The sequence below is a fragment of the Rhodanobacter aciditrophus genome (assembly GCF_042679525.1).
In the GTDB taxonomy this organism is placed as follows: Bacteria; Pseudomonadota; Gammaproteobacteria; order Pseudomonadales; family Marinomonadaceae; genus Marinomonas; species Marinomonas aciditrophus.
This window is the reverse complement of record NZ_JBHTMN010000018.1, coordinates 28,044-46,189: the sequence shown is the minus strand read 5'-3', so window position 1 is coordinate 46,189 and position 18,146 is coordinate 28,044. Positions and strand designations below refer to the sequence as shown.

12 protein-coding genes are annotated in these 18,146 nt (G+C 48.1%); 9 read left to right on the top strand and 3 right to left on the bottom strand.

Annotation, left to right across the window (positions count from 1 at the left end):
* Window positions 1-78 precede the first annotated feature (78 nt).
* The 5 genes from ACFQ45_RS15250 to ACFQ45_RS15230 are packed head-to-tail and all read left to right on the top strand — an operon-like array spanning window position 79 to window position 9,782.
* Window positions 79-3,213, top strand: a complete 3,135-nt coding sequence (locus ACFQ45_RS15250) for a glycoside hydrolase family 15 protein (RefSeq protein ID WP_377369219.1) — start codon at window positions 79-81, stop codon at window positions 3,211-3,213.
* An 18-nt stretch (window positions 3,214-3,231) separates the two neighbouring features.
* Complete coding sequence (gene glgB, locus ACFQ45_RS15245) at window positions 3,232-5,403, top strand: 1,4-alpha-glucan branching protein GlgB (RefSeq protein ID WP_377369218.1); 2,172 nt, start codon at window positions 3,232-3,234, stop codon at window positions 5,401-5,403.
* 33 nt (window positions 5,404-5,436) lie between these two features.
* Window positions 5,437-7,473 (top strand): glycogen debranching protein GlgX, encoded by a 2,037-nt coding sequence (gene glgX / locus ACFQ45_RS15240; RefSeq protein ID WP_377369216.1) that lies wholly within the window; start codon window positions 5,437-5,439, stop codon window positions 7,471-7,473.
* A 58-nt stretch (window positions 7,474-7,531) separates the two neighbouring features.
* Complete coding sequence (locus ACFQ45_RS15235; RefSeq protein WP_377369214.1) at window positions 7,532-8,800, top strand: response regulator; 1,269 nt, start codon at window positions 7,532-7,534, stop codon at window positions 8,798-8,800.
* 13 nt (window positions 8,801-8,813) lie between these two features.
* Window positions 8,814-9,782, top strand: coding sequence for a serine/threonine protein kinase (locus ACFQ45_RS15230; protein ID WP_377369212.1), 969 nt, complete (start codon window positions 8,814-8,816; stop codon window positions 9,780-9,782).
* Here ACFQ45_RS15230 and ACFQ45_RS15225 read toward each other — a convergent pair.
* From ACFQ45_RS15225 to ACFQ45_RS15215, 3 genes are read right to left on the bottom strand one after another with little or no spacing between them, the layout of a single operon-like run.
* The gene (locus tag ACFQ45_RS15225) at window positions 9,779-10,159 is read right to left on the bottom strand and encodes a VOC family protein (protein WP_377369210.1); all 381 of its coding nucleotides are present in this window, start codon (window positions 10,157-10,159) and stop codon (window positions 9,779-9,781) included. The two genes, ACFQ45_RS15230 and ACFQ45_RS15225, sit on opposite strands and share 4 nt — an antisense overlap.
* 9 nt (window positions 10,160-10,168) lie before the next feature.
* Complete coding sequence (locus ACFQ45_RS15220) at window positions 10,169-10,471, bottom strand: GIY-YIG nuclease family protein (RefSeq protein ID WP_377369208.1); 303 nt, start codon at window positions 10,469-10,471, stop codon at window positions 10,169-10,171.
* A gap of 32 nt (window positions 10,472-10,503) precedes the next feature.
* Window positions 10,504-10,707: a DUF1127 domain-containing protein gene (locus ACFQ45_RS15215; RefSeq protein WP_377369206.1), complete on the bottom strand. Its 204-nt coding sequence runs from the start codon at window positions 10,705-10,707 to the stop codon at window positions 10,504-10,506.
* 205 nt (window positions 10,708-10,912) lie between these two features.
* Between ACFQ45_RS15215 and ACFQ45_RS15210 the strand changes: the two genes are divergently transcribed.
* The 4 genes from ACFQ45_RS15210 to ACFQ45_RS15195 all read left to right on the top strand — a co-directional run bounded on the left by ACFQ45_RS15210 (window position 10,913) and on the right by ACFQ45_RS15195 (window position 18,123).
* Window positions 10,913-12,337 (top strand): aminotransferase-like domain-containing protein, encoded by a 1,425-nt coding sequence (locus ACFQ45_RS15210; protein WP_377369204.1) that lies wholly within the window; start codon window positions 10,913-10,915, stop codon window positions 12,335-12,337.
* 103 nt (window positions 12,338-12,440) lie between these two features.
* Complete coding sequence (locus ACFQ45_RS15205) at window positions 12,441-13,817, top strand: TolC family protein (RefSeq protein WP_377369202.1); 1,377 nt, start codon at window positions 12,441-12,443, stop codon at window positions 13,815-13,817.
* Complete coding sequence (locus ACFQ45_RS15200; protein ID WP_377369201.1) at window positions 13,814-14,983, top strand: efflux RND transporter periplasmic adaptor subunit; 1,170 nt, start codon at window positions 13,814-13,816, stop codon at window positions 14,981-14,983. The genes ACFQ45_RS15205 and ACFQ45_RS15200 overlap by 4 nt, the downstream gene beginning before the upstream one ends.
* Complete coding sequence (locus tag ACFQ45_RS15195; RefSeq protein ID WP_377369199.1) at window positions 14,980-18,123, top strand: efflux RND transporter permease subunit; 3,144 nt, start codon at window positions 14,980-14,982, stop codon at window positions 18,121-18,123. The genes ACFQ45_RS15200 and ACFQ45_RS15195 overlap by 4 nt, the downstream gene beginning before the upstream one ends.
* Window positions 18,124-18,146 lie beyond the last annotated feature (23 nt).

Genomic DNA, 18,146 nt, shown 5'->3' with positions numbered 1-18,146 from the left:
ACAAATCCTATCCGGTGAGAACTAAGGCCTTAAACTTGCATGTGAACTCTATTACTCATTTTAAAAGGGACCTTTTACATGGCGCTTGATATTCCTAGCGAACTCGACTCCCTCTATCAACACATAGATAAGGTAATTCTTTCCCGCCAGCACCCAGTGACGGGGCTTTTTCCTGCGAGCACCAGTATCAATACCCACGGGGACTACACGGATGCATGGGTACGAGACAACGTCTACTCTATACAAGCTGTCTGGGCTCTTTCTCTCGCTTACAAACGAGCATCAAATCCTGGCAAACGGGCCCATAAGCTAGAGTACGCCTGCATCAAAATGATGCGAGGACTATTGTTTGCCATGATGCGCCAATCCCATAAAGTAGAGCGCTTCAAACAAACCCTTGATCCTAAAGATTCTCTACACGCTAAATATGACACCAAAACAGGCCTTGAAGTGGTCGCCGATGACGCCTGGGGCCATCTGCAAATCGACGCGACTAGCTTATACCTGCTCACCCTTGCCCAAATGACAAAATCAGGCAGCAAGCTCATTTACTCAGAAGACGAAATGAACTTCATTCAAAACCTGATCTACTACATTTCACGGACTTACCGCACGCCAGACTTTGGTATTTGGGAACGGGGTAACAAGGTCAACAATGGTAAAGCAGAAATCAACGCTAGCTCCGTGGGCATGGCGAAAGCCGCACTGGAAGCATTAGACGGCCTAAACCTATTTGGTGCGGATGGCCCTGAGTGGGCTGTGGTGCACTCCTTCGCGGATGCGGTTACTCGAGCAGGTTCCGCTCTAGAGGCCTTATTACCCAAAGAATCCCGATCGAAAGAAGTGGATGCAGCCCTACTAAGCATTATCGGCTTCCCCGCTTTTGCTGTGAATGACGAAAAACTAAAACGCCGTACTCGCCAAGAGATATTAGACAAACTTGGGGGAAATTATGGCTGTAAACGCTTCTTATTAGATGGTCACCAAACCGTGCTAGAAGACCACAGCCGTATCTATTACGAATACGACGAGCTGATTAATTTTGAGCACATAGAGTCCGAATGGCCCCTATTCTTCACTTACTTGTACATTGATCGATTGTTCGCACGGGATTGGGAAAGCGCTAACTATTATCGCTACAAGCTAGAGACCCTCATGGTTGAACGTGATGGAGAAATGCTGCTTCCTGAGCTTTATTACGTAGAAGAAGCCAATATCCTTGCGGAAAAAGCCAACCCAGGCTCACAACCTCGAGTCGCCAACGACAACCTTCCCCTTGTTTGGGCTCAAAGTCTCTACTTGGTCGGACGAATGCTCGATGACGAACTCATTACCACTGACGACCTCGACCCCCTTGGTCTCCATCGTAAGCAGCACAACCGCAAAAACGTCAATATTTCCATGGTTGTGCTCGCTAAAAACAACAAAATAAAGCAACAGCTTCTAGATGCAGGCTGTCTGTGCCAAACCGTTGATGAAATCAGTCCGATTCAAACCATCAGCTCAGAACAATTGATCAAACTCTATGTGAACGTCGGAGCCTCAAAGGGATTAGGCCTAAGTGGTCGCCCCACCCGTGCACTGCATACCTTAGCCATTGCCCAGCCCTACGTGGTGAATGATCAACGTTGCCTCTGCTTAGCCTGGTTCCAAAATGAAGACAGAGATTATCGCAAAACTGATCCCGCTCTGTTTGAGCAGCACATACGTAATGAGCTGTCGATTCTCTCTGAGTACTGGTATTACCCTGGGAATGCGGTATTCGCCATTCTAATTGATGAAGCTTTGGCGGAAATGGAAGGTGCGAGCCACCTTTTCGAATTCATAAAAAAATTGCAGAATCGAGAGTTTAGCGAATTTCGTGTGATCCCTCAGTCAGCCAAAAATGCTTTCAAATCGGGAAGCCGCCGTTACATGAGATTCGAGATGCCCCATGGCAGTGAGCTAGGGGCTCGGTTACCTGTCTACGAGTCTCCATGGCCACTGGGCATGGATCAAGAGGCAACACTGACTGAGATTCCTACACTGTCTACAGACCAACTGGTCGACGCACTAGCCAACCGTCCATCCTTGAAAGATGCTACGGAGATTTTACTAGAACTAGGGCATCGTAATGAGCTAGATAAAAGCGTCGTACAAGACGAAATTCACACCACTGTTCGATCCATTTTGTACTCTGTATACACCAATGCTTTGATCCATCGAAGCTGGCAGTGCGTGCGTAAACTATTCTCCTTGATGATCCATCCCACCACGGATATGGCAACCCATATTGCAGAAATCACGGTGCGTCAGCGTGTTCTCATCATTGGAGAAAACTCAAAAAACCAATCCAGTATTACGGCCCCATTGAATCGAGAAGAAGTCTTTGACCTATTCAAGAAACACGCAGTGGATGGCCTCACAAACGTGGTGTATCACGAACTATTAGCCATCACCGGAACCCTACTCAAGATCCACCCTGAATACTTCAGCGGTGTGCGGACGATTCGCCTACAGAACCTTGCTTACCTGTGTGCGTATCAGCTCAATGAAGAGGTAGAGCAGAACACTCCAGACATTATGAACACACTGTCTAATTGTTCACCCATGGCCTTGTACGAGACCTTATGTGATGTGTTGATTAAAAAACATAAAGAGTACACCCACGTGGTAGCCAGTGTGCGATATCACCAACGGGTAGACAGTGCAGAAGGCAAAGCCAAAGACATAGACTGGTTCGAGTGGCGTACAGGCCAAGGTCTGATCACGAAAATGCCTGAGGAAATGCTGCTAAAACTGTGGGACAGCTTAAGTCAAACCGGCCGTATCGTTTTCGGCGATCTGCAGAGTAATACGGTGTTAGAAAGCAAGGCCACCCTTAGCTCTATGACGCCAGGGGAAGACACTTTTGCCTTATTAATAGAATCCCTGACCTCAGACATCACCCCAAGTTGGTATAAGTGCCTAATATTTGAAGGCTTGTATGCCTTTATCCAGTTCTGCGAGCAACACCCAGAAGGAAACTTTATAGATGAGGTGAATTTACCCGTTTTAGTTTCCAAAGCGGCATTGGATCATGTACAACAGTATAAGAACGATCATCCTGAGGTGAGCGATTATGACATGGCATTGGATGAGTTCGCCCAATTGACGCCTAACAAGGTGAATCACTACCTAAGTTGGGCAGTGACAAAATTGCATAGCCAGCAGCACACCTCACCTAAAAAATAATATTGGTTGGAGAAGTTAATGGATCTTCTGAACGACGTTGTAAACGCTCGCTGTTCCGACCCTTTCAAATGCTTAGGCGTTAAGCCTAATGCTAAAGGCAAAGGTAAAACACTTACTGTTTGGCGCCCGGAAGCTCGCCTCATAGAAGTACTTAAAATCGATTCAGACACCCTTATCGGTGAGATGGAGGAAACCACCCTAAAAGGTGTGTTCGAACTCCCTTGGCCAAACACACTCGAGACAGAACATTATCGTTTGAGGATCACTTATCCCGACAGTAGCTTTACCATAGTCGATCCTTATCAGTTTCCTTCGACCACCTTCAACGATCCCGAATATCACAGCGCCACGTTATACAAAAAAGAGGGCGCTATCCCAGCTTCTGCTGAAGTCACCCAAGAACTGCATATTGATGGCACACGCTTTGGCGTCTACGCCCCTGCGGCCCGCTCGGTAGCAGTGGTAGGCGACTTCAACGGCTGGGATGGTCGCATACATCCTATGTCCAGTAATGGGGATGGCGTTTGGCGACTCTTTATTCCAGATGTAAAGCCCGGCGCTCGCTACAAGTTCGAAATCCGGGCCGCGAATGGTGACATCCTGCCCCACCGAACCGATCCATTTGCCCAGTACATCGAGCAGTTCCCATCATTTGCCAGTGTCGTCTGCAAACCAAACAGCTATTCTTGGCAAGATAAGCAATGGACAGAGCGACCTATCGAAGACACCTACGAAACCCCAATGAGCATTTATGAGATACATCTTGGCTCTTGGCGTAAACACATGGATGGTACGTCGTTAAGCTACACGGAACACACTCAGCAACTGGTCGACTACGTGGTTGAGATGGGCTATACCCATGTTGAAATGCTACCCGTTATGGAACACCCATTTGATGGCTCATGGGGTTACCAGCCGGTTGGATTGTTTGCTCCAACCTCCCGCTACGGCACAGTAGATGAATTCAAAGCCTTGGTGGATGCACTCCACCAAGCAGGTGTTGGCGTGATTATGGATTGGGTGCCCGCCCACTTCCCCACCGATGGTCATGGCCTTGGCAACTTCGATGGTTCCAAACAATACGAATACCCAGACCCTAAGAAAGGCTGGCATACGGAGTGGAACTCCCTGATTTACGATTTTGGCAAAGAGCATGTCATTGATTACTTAATCAGTAACGCGAATTTCTGGCTGGAAGAATTCCACATTGATGGACTGCGAGTCGACGCGGTCGCCTCTATGTTGTACCTAGATTACTCTCGCAAAGACGGAGAATGGGTGCCAAACGTAGACGGCGGCAACCAAAACTACGAAGCGATTGCCTTTTTACGCCGCCTCAACGAAACCGTCTACCTCAACCATCCCCGCTGCTTCACCATTGCCGAAGAGTCCACGGCTTTCCCTGGCGTGTCCAAACCGACCTACATGAATGGTCTCGGCTTTGGCTTTAAGTGGAACATGGGCTGGATGAATGACTCCTTAGAGTACATCAGCAAAGACCCCATCTACCGCCAGTACCACCAAGGAGAGCTGACGTTCTCCATGGTTTACGCCTACGATGAACAATTCATTTTGCCTATTTCCCACGATGAAGTGGTACATGGGAAAGGCTCAATGATTGCTAAAATGCCGGGGGATGCTTGGCAGAAGTTTGCTAACTTGCGTGCTTTTACCAGCTACATGTACTTCCACCCGGGTAAGAAGCTTAATTTTATGGGCAACGAGCTGGCCCAGGGTATGGAATGGAGTCATGAACGCTCTCTGGATTGGCATCTGCTTGATGTGGACTTCCACAAAGGCCAACAGCAACTGACGAAAACCTTGAACCACCTCTACAAGGACGAGCCAGCCCTCCATCTTGACCATTCCCCTAGTGGCTTTGAGTGGATCAGCTTAGACGATTCTGCTAATTCAATATTAGCCTTCATTCGTAAAGCGAAAGGCTCTTGTGAACACATTATTGTGGTAGTGAACTTCACCCCGACACCACAGGAAAACTACTGTATTGGAACCCCTATGGCAGGTCGTTATGAGTGCATCTTTAACTCTGATGATGAAGCATACACAGGCAGCAACTACCCAGTGGCAGCGTCATACAACACTCAGAACACCCCAAGTCATGGACGTGACCAAAGCCTGACTTTGCAAGTTCCGCCCTTGGCGGCCGTTGCTTTTAAATGGGTCGAGTAACACAAACGCGTTAATCATATATTGGAGAACACCATGACACGGGAATGGCAAACCACATCAGGAACCCCCTTACCGCTAGGCGCAACGGTGACGGCTAACGGTGTGAACTTTGCCGTGTTCTCCGAATACTCAAGCCAGCTTTATCTGTGTCTTTTTGACCAGGAAGGTGTCGAAATTAGCCGCTTGCCTTTTACCCACAAGTCTCGCGGCATCTGGCATATGGAAGTCATGGACGTGCACGAAGGCCAGCAATATGGTCTACGTGCAAGTGGCCCATTTGAGCCAGACAAGATGCACTTATTTAACGAGAGCAAACTGCTCATTGACCCTTACGCAAAATCTCTGAGTGATCGTTTGGTATTCCATCCAGACCAAGTCACCTTTGATGCATCAGGCGGTGCGGATCACAAAGACTCCGCCCATTGTGTCCCCAAGTCCATTGTCCGCTCAGTGCCACCCAAAGCACACAACAAGCCCTCGCGCCCCAAGGCATCGGCCCGTAGCCTATACGAAATGCACATCAAAGGCTTCACCCAGCAACTAGAGATTGATCCTGTACTACAAGGCACCTATTTAGGGGTCTGCAGTGACCTTGCCATCAAGCATCTTAAAGAACTTGGCATTAGTACCATTCAACTTATGCCCTGTTTTGCTTTTGCCGACGAAGTCCATCTGCTCGATAAAGAGCTCAATAACTACTGGGGCTACAACCCAATCAATTTCTTTACCCCTGATGATCGCTACGCTATTGAAGACCCGGTCACGGAATGTCAAACCATGATTGCCACCCTCCATGAGGCGGGGTTCGAAGTCATTATAGACGTGGTATATAACCACACGGCAGAAAGTGAACTGGATCATGGCACGACCTGCTACCGAGGGTTAGACAATGCGCTCTATTATCGCCATGAGGGGGGCAAATATCTTAATTACACAGGCTGTGGTAATTGTGTGGACACCTATCAGCCTTCTACCATTCGACTAGTCTGCGACAGTATGCGCTATTGGGTCGAAATCATGGGAGTGGACGGTTTTCGCTTTGACCTTGGGGTCGACTTAGGACGAGAAGATCATGACTTCTCACCAAAAGCTCCCCTGCTGCAAGCCATTTTGCAAGACCCTATCCTGAGCACCACCACACTGGTTATGGAGCCTTGGGACATTGGTCCTGGTGGCTATCAAGTGGGGCAGTTCCCCCGTAGTTTTATTGAATGTAATGATAAATATCGTGACACGGTGCGGCGCTTTTGGCGAGGTGACGCCACCGTAGTGCCAGAATTCGCCACCCGCATCATGGGCTCCAGAGACCTATTTCACAAAGGCTACAAATGCGCCCTACACTCAGTGAATTATGTCACCTACCACGATGGCTATACGCTACATGATCTGGTGTCTTATCATCGCCGACACAATCTAGCCAACCATGAAAACAACCGAGACGGCCATACGGATAACATCAGTCAAAACTTCGGCATCGAAGGAGAAACCCAAGATCCAAGAGTTTTAAAAGACCGTCTGACTCAGCAAAAATGCTTTATTGCAACTCTCCTACTTAGCCAAGGGACACCGCACTTTTTAGGGGGCGACGAACTCTCCCATACCCAACAGGGCAACAATAATGCCTATTGCCAAGACAATAAAATTACTTGGTTAGATTGGTCCCCGACCTCCGCCAGCCAAGAGTTAACAAACACCGTTAAATCATTACTGGCAATCCGTAAGCAATATCCTATCTTGGCAGAGGCCATTCTGCCGGATGATGGCTTGTATCAACACCAAATTTCAGATGAGGTCACCTGGTACAACGAGTTTGGCAAAACCATGACAGGAGCAGACTGGGAGGATGCGGAAAGAGACTATCTATCCCTAGTGCTATATAACAACCAATCAAACGAAGCACTCTGGCTCGTCTTCTATCGAGAGGATTTTGAGCTCCAGATTGAATGCCCTCAACCGTATACCTTGGATACCCTGTTATATTCCACTGGAGAGCAAACTTTAACAGGTCAAAATATTACTTTAGACACTCGCTCAGTGCTGCTATTTAAGCTAAAGTCAAACACTGAATAACGTGTTCTAAAGGCAGCAATAGTGGTAGTAAGGACACATTTAAAATAGGAACAGGTTTGTGGCAGAAGTAAGCGTCCCCGATTTTAAAAATTTAGATAAAGCCAACGAAAAGCAAAGCGACAAAAAATCCAGCAAACGCGTTCTAATCATCGAAGACATCGGTGAAATGCGCCTTATGCTCAAGTCTCTTATGACCAGTTTAGGTTACTCTAAAATAGATATTGAGCCCTCTGGACAAGCAGGACTTAAACGGATTCTCAGCGGTCGTTATGACATCGTTCTATCTGATTACAATCTTGGTGGCAGCGTAGATGGCCAACAGATACTTGAAACCACACGCAAAACTTACTCCCTAGACCATTCAACCATTTTTATGATGATTACCGCTGACACCGCTTATGAAGCAGTGGTCAGTGTTCTCGAATACCAGCCGGATAGCTATCTGGTGAAGCCCTTTCCACCTGAAGCTTTTATGCGTCGTTTAGGGCGTGTGATCCAGCAAAAGAAATCCTTCGAAAAGCTCAATCAAGCACGCATGAAAGAAGACTGGGACGAGGTGATTGTCCAAGCAAAAGAAGTCATGACCGTCCATAAGCCCTATGGCAGCTTGTGCCTCAAAGCTATCGGTGAAGCCCTATACGCTAAAGGGGAATACAAGGCGGCTAAAACCCACTATATGCTCATCACCCAGAAGCACAAAAATTTAGCTTGGGCATACTTTGGTATTGCCCAATGTGAAATGGCTTTGGGCGCCTTTGCAGGGGCAGCTAAAAATCTAGAAACCACGGTAAACCTTAGCCGACATTTTTTATCTGCCTATGATCTCTTAGCGGACGCCTATGAGGAACTCAACCAACTGAGTGATGCTCAACAAGCCCTACGAACGGTGCTTGAAGTCTCTCCACGGTCTCCTGAACGCAGTAAGCGCTTAGGGGATATCAGCGCCAAGCTAAAAGATTGGTATACCGCGGAGCAAGCTTATTCACGAGTGATACGTTTAAGTCGGGAAACCGCTGAAGAACATGTAGAGATGTATTATGATCACCTACAATCCATTACCAACCTGATCGCATCCGGAGACGAAAGTAAAACTCTTAATGAGAAGTTCAAACGCTCTCTTATTCGTCTTCGTATTATTGGCAAAGCCAGCCCCACCGCCGTAACTAACTCGTTCCGCATTGAAGTACAACAATACGTCACCCGCAATCACCTTGGGGAAGCGGTCAAAACTTGGAAAAACTGGCACAGACTGATCCAAGAAGGTCGTGCCTCACCTCTAACACAAGCCCAAGAAATGACATTAAAGAAAAAACTCGGGCTTCTTTAATTAGAATGAATTCATGCAAAATGCTCAACACCCTTATGGGGCTTTGACACCAGATACCGTAATTGATGCGGTGGAATCTGTCGGCCTCTTTTCAGACTTTCGTCAATACCCCCTAAACAGCTACGAAAACCGCGTTTATCAAGTAGGTATTGAAGACAGTGCCCCCTTGATTGTGAAGTTTTATCGGCCAAACCGCTGGACCTCTGAACAGATCCAAGAAGAACATGATGTGCTGTTAATGCTAAAAGACCAAGGGGTATCTGTTGCGGCACCTTTGTCTTTCCATGGACAAACCTTGTTTGAACACAAAGGCTTCTTTTTCTCCTTAACGGAAAAACAACGGGGCACACCACTAGAAGCGGGTGATCTGGACCAGCTCTTTGCTATTGGCGAGCTAATTGGCGAATTGCATCACGCCACCGAATCCTGGCAAACCCAGCACCGTCCTAATATTCAAGCCTCAGGACACATCCAGCAATCCAGTGAGTTCATCCTACACAGCGGCTTTTTACCCAAAAAGCTCACCAGTGGTTATCAAAGCTTGATTCAGGAAGTACTGACGTTAACGACCAAAACCCAGCAAAACAGCCCTGCCAAGGTTCGCTTTATTCATGGAGATTGCCATCGTAGCAACCTATTGAATACGGACAATGGCTTAGTACTGTTAGATTTTGATGATTGCCGTATGGGCATGGCGGTACAAGACCTGTGGCTGCATGTATCGGATTCCGATGCCAAACAGCAGCAACTGAGTGAATTGATTGAAGGTTACGAAAGCCATCATTCGTTTGATACCAGAGAATTGGATCTAATTGACGTTTTTATGGCTGAGCGCCACATCGCCTATAGCGCATGGATCGCCGAACGCTGGGCTGACCCTGCCTTTCCTACCATCTTCCCGCACTTTACCGGGGAAGACTTTTGGCGACAGCATGTTGGTGATTTAGAAGAAATGGTTCGACAATGGGGAAAATGGCGCTAATCAGCGCCATGAGACACACGAATCTCAATCAAATTATTATCTGGATCATTAATAAACAGCGAATGCAGTCCTGCTTCAGGGGTCGATTCATCTAGGATAATGATTGATTCTTTTGCCAGATGGGTGCGAATCTGGTCAAGACTCCAATCACTAGTGAAACAAAAGCTTCCTGCACCTTCTAGTGCATGATGGCGAATCTCTTGTCCTAATACTTGAAAATAAATGGTTTGAGTACCACAAGCCACCGCTTGCCCAGAACTCACAGCAGGCAGCCCTAGCACGCGCTGATAAAATGATACAGCACGTTCCACATCTAATACCGTCAACACAAGATGCTCAAAGCGATTAATCACAATGCTACCCTCAACGTCGATCACGGCATGCAATCACTTCGATTGCATCACATCCTTAAACAAGGTTTGTAACGACTGCTTCCCAGACACCAACTGGTCTTTTTTTACACGGGAAAGCTGCTTAATCCGATACTCCACCTGCATGGCCATACGTTTGTCCAATACAGATTCTGACCAAACCAATTGTAGGGGCCCTTTGCCTTTTAGATAGCGAGCCCCTTTGACTTTACCCTGCGTATGCTCATCAAAACGGCGCGTCAAATCCGTGGTAACCCCAGTGTAAAGGGTATTAAGTCGAGTTTTAATGATGTACACGAACCAAGGTGTTGCCGTCATACTCACAGTTCAATCAGGAATTTCGAATCTGATTAGTCTCGCATCTCACGAAGTGTTTTTCTACACACATCGATCAGGAAATTCCCCCCATTCGCTTTACGCGTTTCCGCCTGTCTTGATGACTCGCAAATGCCCACATCTTTTAACGTCTCGTCAGAACAATGGCGCAGCTGTTGGCGGGTTTTAAACTGTCTCGCACTCTCTTTTATGGAATGGATCAAAGCAATCACTATCATAGGTCACCTCCGTGACAACGTTTTCTAAGCCTGACCATAGAATAGCCATTGCCTGATATCCGCTGCAGACCCAGACAGATACGATTTTTTCCATACAGAAAACCCTAATCACATCTGTATTGTCGAAAAAAGCCCATTCTGTATGGAATAAATCCCCAAGTGACTGCCTATAATGGCGTATTAGCACCAAGATTAGGGGGAATTCATGAGTCTGTATGGGGAATTAGCTAACCGTTTGCGGGAACACATTGAGCATGGGTTTTATAAGCGTGGAGACAAGCTCCCCTCTGTAAGACAGCTTGCAACGGAACACGGGGTCAGCATTTCAACCGTACAAGAAGCCTATCGTGTTCTTGAAATGGAACGCCTGGTAGAAGCTCGCCCCAAATCTGGCTATTTTGTTCCTCGAGAATCCACTAACGATCGCCTACCGGAAACTTCCAGACCGCCCCAACGTCCACTGGAAGTGTCCCAATGGGAGCAAGTGCTAAACCTGTTGTCTAACCGACCAGCAAACACACGTATCCAGCTGCAGCACGCTGCACCCGTGATGATCGGCAACACTATAAAACCCTTGCTTAAATCACTATCTGAGCTGCACCGATCACGCCCTGAATGGGGACTAGGATACGGTGACATACGAGGTCATATTGATTTACGGGAGCAACTGTCTCGCTTAGCGGTATCGTCAGGCTGCCAATTACACCCAGACGACCTAGTGGTCACTTCCGGCTGTCAGGAAGCCTTATCTGTCTGCCTTAGAGCCGTAACGGAACCGGGAGACATAATCGCCATAGAATCCCCCTGTTTCTATGGTGCTATGCAAGCCATCAAGGCTGCCAACTTAAAAGCGCTCGAGATTCCCACTCACCCAGAGCACGGCATCAGCCTTGAAGCCTTAGAATTGGCCTTGGATCAATGGCCAATCAAAGCCATATTAGTCACGCCAACCGCCAATAACCCCCTTGGCTTCGTGATGCCTGAAGACAAAAAGCAGGCCCTTTACAAGTTAGCGCAACAGTACGATATCGCCATCATAGAAGACGACATTTACGGTGATCTGACCTACGAATTTCCTCGTCCCCGTTCCATAAAAGCATTCGACAATGATGGGCGGGTATTACTCTGCTCCTCATTCTCCAAAACTGTCGCACCAGGGATGCGGGTAGGCTGGATCGCAGCTGGACGCTATCGAGACAGAGTCACCCACATCAAATATGTTAGCAGCTCCATGTGCCCTACCTTGTCCCAGCTGGCGTTAGCAAAATTCATGCGTCAAGGTGGCTACGATCGCCATATTCGCAAGATGCGTACACTCTATGCGGACAGTCGCGATCATTTATTGGAGGCTATCCAGCGCCACTTACCCAGCAGCACTCGGGTGACTCGCCCCGCTGGAGGCTTTGTCCTCTGGGTCGAATTTGCACCCGAAATCGACACGGTAGCACTGACTGAAAAAGCGCAAAATAAAGGGGTGGCCATTGCTTCAGGGGCACTATTCTCCGCCACAGGTAAATACCGAAGTTGCTGTCGTTTGAACTATTCAGACCAAACACCAGTCCTAAGGGAAGAAGGCATTAAAATACTGGCTGAACTGATACGTACTGAGTATCCGGGCGCCTATTCATAAGCCACTGTAAATATTGTGCAAATAATATAGGCTATTGTCTTAGCTACTTAATTTTGGGCGGTTTCTCAGTACACTGCCCCTTTACGATCAAATGGACAATTGAATGGCGCGACCCTTCTTTTCAGCTAAGACCAGTTTACTGACATTAAGCTTCAGCATTTTGGTCGGATGCAGTGCCACACCTGAGCGGCATAATTACAGCGAGACCGCTCATGAAGCCTTAACGACAGAAAACACAGCCTTGTTTGGCGAGCCGCAAACACGCTCAGAAGTTCTCTTACTTGAAGACATTATTAATGACCCTTTTTTAGATGAACTGACCAAGCAGGCACTGCAAGGCAACCCAAGTCTCCAAAAAACAGCCCTGTCCCTAGAAGCCAGCGCTTGGAACATTAAAAGCCTCCGCGGAGAAAGCTTACCCAGCGCGAGCGCAAGTTTATCTGCCCAAGAAAGCAGCGATAGCGACACCACATATAGTGCTGGCCTAAGTGTCAGTTGGCAGCTTGATCTGTGGTCAAAGCTTAATGACAGTCGCTCCGCTGCGGAAAAAACCCTCGCCAGTGATGCGGAAACCTTCCGCGCCAGCCAAGCCACGTTAGTAGGTAATGTGATGAAGAACTGGTTGCTGCTCATCGCCAATCAAAGAGCCATCGACATCGAACAACAGCGTTTGATCCTGTTAGAAACCAATGAAAAACTGATCATTCAGCGCTTTCGAAATGGCTTAGGCACCTTAGAAGGATTGGACGAAGCCAAAACGTCTACCTCCCAATCCCGTGCAGACTTGGCGGAATACCAAGAAACACTGGCCAGCAACCAACGGGCGATGAAGCTATTGCTTGGCGATAACAAAGACTTCCCCATGCCGCCATCAAAAGACTATCCAGAAGTGTATGTCTCCCTTGACGAGCTCCCTGCCCAAGACCTTTCTGCTCGTCCGGACATTCGTGCGGCCTACCTTGCCATTGAGGCGGCGGACCTAGAGGCTAATGTGGCCTTTAAAGACATGCTGCCATCCCTTAGCCTCAGTGCCACATTAAGCGACAGTGGCCCTTCATTAAGAGACGCTCTATTTGTCTCTCCTGTTTGGTCTTTGCTGGGGCAGTTGACCGCCCCACTCTTCCAAGGAGGACAACTAAAGGCTGCCAGTGAAATTGCAAAATTAGACGTGGCACAGAGCTACCAAGACTACCGCAGCACCCTACTGACAGCAGTAAACGAAGTAGAAGACGCCTTAGGACAAGAGAAAGTGATTAACACCCAACGTATGCATATTAGGGATGCACTGACCACTGCCGAAAGCAATCTTTCCCTTTATGAACAAAAGTATCGGGGCGGCTTAGTGGAGCTCAGTGATTTAATCAGTGCTCAGCAATCCGTCTACGACCTAGAAGCACAGCTCGATACTCTGCAATACGAACAATTGACCAACCGCGTCGATCTCGGTTTAGCCCTTGGCTTAGGAGTTAAAAACCCATGAAACGAATATTGCCTTGGCTAACCCTAGCAATCGCCCTTGCTCTATTAGTGGGCATTTATCTCTATGTACAACATGCTATTGAGGCCAATAATTCCCGAATTGCTCAACCCCGTCCACCGGCAAAGGAAAACCCTTTAAACGTGACCGTAGTGACAGTATCGCCAGCAAAACATGCAGCTCAAATCCAAGCGGTAGGGCTTGCGTCACCGCGCTATGACCTCACCCTAACCAATCAGGTCGCCGGCGAAATCATTACTATGTCACCCTCCTTTGATGTGGGAGAACAAGTGCGTCAGGGGCAAACTTTACTGACCTTAAGAAACGTGGAGTTAAGCGCAGATCTTGCCAGTGCTCAAAATGACGTGGCCACGTCAGAACTGGCGTTAAAAGAAGAACAACGCCAAGTAGAACAAGCCAATGCAGAATGGCGTGCTGCTGGCTTAGAAGGTGAACCCGCTTCCGATCTCGTTCTAAGAGCACCACAGTTGGCCGCCGCCCAAGCCGATCTCACCTCTGCCAAAGCTGCCCTAGCACTGGCTCAAGACAATGTTAAGAAGCTTAAGATCACCGCTCCCTTCGATGGCATCATCACCGCTCAGAATGCGTCTCCAGGTGAATACTTAAGCAGTAACTCAGAGCTTGCCACCCTATACAGCTCAGACGAAGTGTCGATTGAGTTGCAACTCAGCGCACAAGATTGGAATAAGCTACCAACAGGTCAACAAATGCTTGCCCAAAACTGGCAAGCCAGCATTCGCAGTATCGATGGACAGCAACAATGGCAAGGTTATGTGAAGCGTGTGGGATTACATGTGAATTCAGAATCAGGCTTGCGTAGCTTATACATTGCCGTTGATCGCCCCCTTGAACTAACCCCCGCTTTGCTACCCGGTAGCTACGTATCTGTGATCGTTCAAGGAATGGAAACCGACAACCTATGGCAGCTTCCCAACTCAGCACTGAGTCAAAAAAGCCAAATTTGGTATGTGAATGCAGACAATCGCCTCGCTAATTTCGATGCGACACCTCGCTTTGTGGATCAAGATTACGTGTACATAGACGTACCAGAGAACCTTGCCCAAGCCCCTCAAAAGATCTTAACTCAACCCTATAACAGCTACCTAAAGGGCATGCTAGTGACGCCTGAAGAAGTGGTGTCACCATGAATCCAGAAAATGCTCGCGGTATCATTCCCTGGTTTGCTAACAACCCTGTTGCAGCCAACCTGTTATTAGTTCTAGTGATCGCTTTAGGCGTCCTCAACATGGACAGTCTAAATCGGGAAGCCTTCCCGAGTTTAACCCCCAACCGAGTGGCGATTTCCATCAGTTACGACAGTGGTTCCGCCCAAGCCACTGAAGAAGGGGTAGCCATCCCGGTGGAGCAAGCACTACAAGGTGTGTTAGGGATTAAAAACCTCACCACAGCGTCGACGGGCTCCAGTATGTCTGCAAGCATCGAAATGCAGGATGGGTATGATATCGATACGCTACTAGACGATGTAAAAGACAATTTGGACCAAGTCACGTCTTTTCCAGATGAGGCCGACCCTGCGGTCGTCTCCAAAGCCATGAGGGAAGAACACGCCATTTGGATTCAGCTTCACGGGGCGACAGATCGTCGTACGCTACAGACCCTTGCCACCGAACTAGAGTCCGACTTACTGGAAAACCAGTACATTAATTCCGTTTCCATCAGTGGCTGGCTTGACCCCACCATTATGATAGAGGTGGATCGTCGCAAGCTAGAAGCCTACAACCTTACCCTGAGTGAAGTGGCTACCGCCATCAATAATGAGTCTAGCCCTTCCACCGTTGCCACCTTGCGAAATGAAGACATATATCTACACGTCCGAGCTTCAGAACAAGCCTATGTGAAAGCAGACTTCGCGGCCATTCCGATCTTAAGCCTTAGCACTGGTGGCAGCCTGCGTCTGGGGGATATTGCCAATATTCGTGATGCCTTTGATGAGGACGACTTTGTTCTGTCCCGCTTCAATGGCGAATCAAGCCTCGCTTTACAAGTGATCACTTCAGGGCAAGATGACATCACCAACTCCGTTAACGGTGCTAAAAGCGTAGTTAACGATTGGTTAGAGGCGGGACGTTTACCTCAAGGGGTATCCCTGTCTACTTGGTATGATCGCAGTGAATCCATAAACGACCGATTATCCTTAATGATTCAAAACGCCATCACAGGCATTCTTTTTGTGTTTATCATGCTGGCGGTATTTTTAAACCTCACCGTGGCTTTCTGGGTCGCCATGGGCTTGCCGTTTATCTTCTTTGGCACCCTATTCGCCATGGGGTTAGAGAGCATCGATCTGACCCTAAACATGTTTACCACCTTTGGATTTATTATGGCCCTTGGTATTGTCGTTGACGACGCCGTGGTCATTGGGGAGAGCGTCTACTCAGTACGCTCCAAGGAAGGTGACACCCTAGCGAATACCATCAAGGGGACTATGCGTGTCGCGGTCCCTACGCTATTTGGTGTGTTCACGACGGTGGCAGCGTTTTGGGCGCTCTCCAACATTAGCGGCCGCTTAGGGCAGCTATATGCCCAATTTGCTGCGGTGGTCGCAATCTGTTTAGTGCTTTCCGTTGTGGAATCCAAGCTGATTTTGCCAGCCCACCTTAGTCACCTTAATACCCAACGTCGCAAAACCGACAACCCGCTTCTTAAAGCTTGGGGCGCCATACAACATGGGGCTGATGCCAGCTTACAATGGTTCAATGAGCGCATTTATTTCAATTTAATCAAACAGTCCATTCAGCACAGATACGCCATTCTGGTGGCCTTTATCGCCCTTTTTGTTTTGGTTGTATCTATGCCACTCACTGGCGCTATGCGAATGAGTTTTTTCCCGAATATTCCAGGGGATACTATTCGTGCCAGCGTGACCATGTATAACGATGTGAGTTATGGGCAGACGAGTCGTGTTCTGTCCCTAATGGAAAACACAGCCCACCAAGCAGACCGAAACTTGCTGAAAGGTGCGTCCGATTCAGGCATCGAAAACTTCCAAATCACCTCCAGTGATGACCAATCTGGTAACTTACGAATAGAACTCAACAGCGATGCACCCTATACGGCGGCCGCCTTCGCACAGGAATGGCAGAAGCTAACCGGCTCCCCAGAAGGCGTCAGCAATCTACGAATCCGAAGTGCTTGGGAATCTGTAGATGCGCTACGGGTAGAACTACGGGGCAGTGATAACAACGTGCTCAGCGGAGCCATGACCACCTTTATAGAAAAACTCAATGCCGTGCCTGCGGTACGTGGCATTGAAGAGAGCGATGCTGCCACAGAGTCAAGGCTGGTCCTAAACCTCAATGATCAAGGACGCGCACTGGGCCTGACCACTAGCGGGTTAGCAAGCCAGATTTCACGCAATTTTGATGGTCAGGTCGTGCAAAAATATCAACGTGATAACAATGAGATCGAAGTCCGACTTGGCTATCCAAGTGACCAGCAGGAAAGTCCGGCTAACATTCTCAATACGCAAGTGACATTAGATGATGGCACTCGAGTGCCATTGGCATCCGTTGCCAGTCTGACGCAGGAAACAGCGCAAACTAAGATTACTCGGATTGATGGCAAGCGTTCGGTTTACCTTTCTGCCGAAGTGGATAAAGATCAAATGTCATCCACTGAGGTGGTCGCCTATCTTAAAAGCGCCATTGAGCCAGAAATGAAACAGCGCTTTCCATCCGTGGATCTTTATTACTCAGGGGAAGCAGAACAAAGGGCTGAAACCCAATCTTCCATGATTCAGATGTTCGCCATCGCCATGTTGATCATCTATGGCTTACTGGCGATTCCATTGAAATCCTATAGTCAGCCTCTGATCATTATGATGGCGATCCCCTTTGGAGTGGTCGGCGCTTTATTGGGGCATTGGTTCAATGATCTGGCCTTAGGGATCTTCTCCCTCAATGGCATCATTGCCTTGTCGGGTGTGGTCGTAAATGACAGTTTGCTGTTAACGTCACGGTTTAACGAACTGCGTAAAGAAACCATCCATATAAAGCGGGCGATTGTTGAAGCCTGTCAAAGCCGTCTACGAGCCGTTCTACTCACGTCGATCACGACCTTTGCAGGTTTGGTACCGATTCTTGGAGAAACCTCGCGACAAGCTCAGGTAATGGTGCCCGCGGCGGTGTCTCTGGCCTACGGCATTTTATTCGCTACCTTAATAACCTTAGTACTGATACCGGTTATGCTCATGATCAAAGAGGATTTGACCTACGGCATAAACAAATTCAAATCCTTGTTTCGCTCGAAGGAAGATGTACTACCTTAGACACTGGCTCAGTATTCGTTCAG

Excerpts from the sequence above, each read along its gene's own strand:
- ACFQ45_RS15250 (WP_377369219.1), top strand. The coding sequence starts at position 79 with ATGGCGCTTGATATTCCTAGCGAACTCGACTCCCTCTATCAACACATA.
- glgB (WP_377369218.1), top strand. The coding sequence starts at position 3,232 with ATGGATCTTCTGAACGACGTTGTAAACGCTCGCTGTTCCGACCCTTTC.
- glgX (WP_377369216.1), top strand. The coding sequence starts at position 5,437 with ATGACACGGGAATGGCAAACCACATCAGGAACCCCCTTACCGCTAGGC.
- ACFQ45_RS15230 (WP_377369212.1), top strand. The coding sequence starts at position 8,814 with ATGCAAAATGCTCAACACCCTTATGGGGCTTTGACACCAGATACCGTA.
- ACFQ45_RS15220 (WP_377369208.1), bottom strand. The coding sequence starts at position 10,471 with ATGACGGCAACACCTTGGTTCGTGTACATCATTAAAACTCGACTTAAT.
- ACFQ45_RS15215 (WP_377369206.1), bottom strand. The coding sequence starts at position 10,707 with ATGATAGTGATTGCTTTGATCCATTCCATAAAAGAGAGTGCGAGACAG.
- ACFQ45_RS15210 (WP_377369204.1), top strand. The coding sequence starts at position 10,913 with ATGAGTCTGTATGGGGAATTAGCTAACCGTTTGCGGGAACACATTGAG.
- ACFQ45_RS15205 (WP_377369202.1), top strand. The coding sequence starts at position 12,441 with ATGGCGCGACCCTTCTTTTCAGCTAAGACCAGTTTACTGACATTAAGC.
- ACFQ45_RS15200 (WP_377369201.1), top strand. The coding sequence starts at position 13,814 with ATGAAACGAATATTGCCTTGGCTAACCCTAGCAATCGCCCTTGCTCTA.
- ACFQ45_RS15195 (WP_377369199.1), top strand. The coding sequence starts at position 14,980 with ATGAATCCAGAAAATGCTCGCGGTATCATTCCCTGGTTTGCTAACAAC.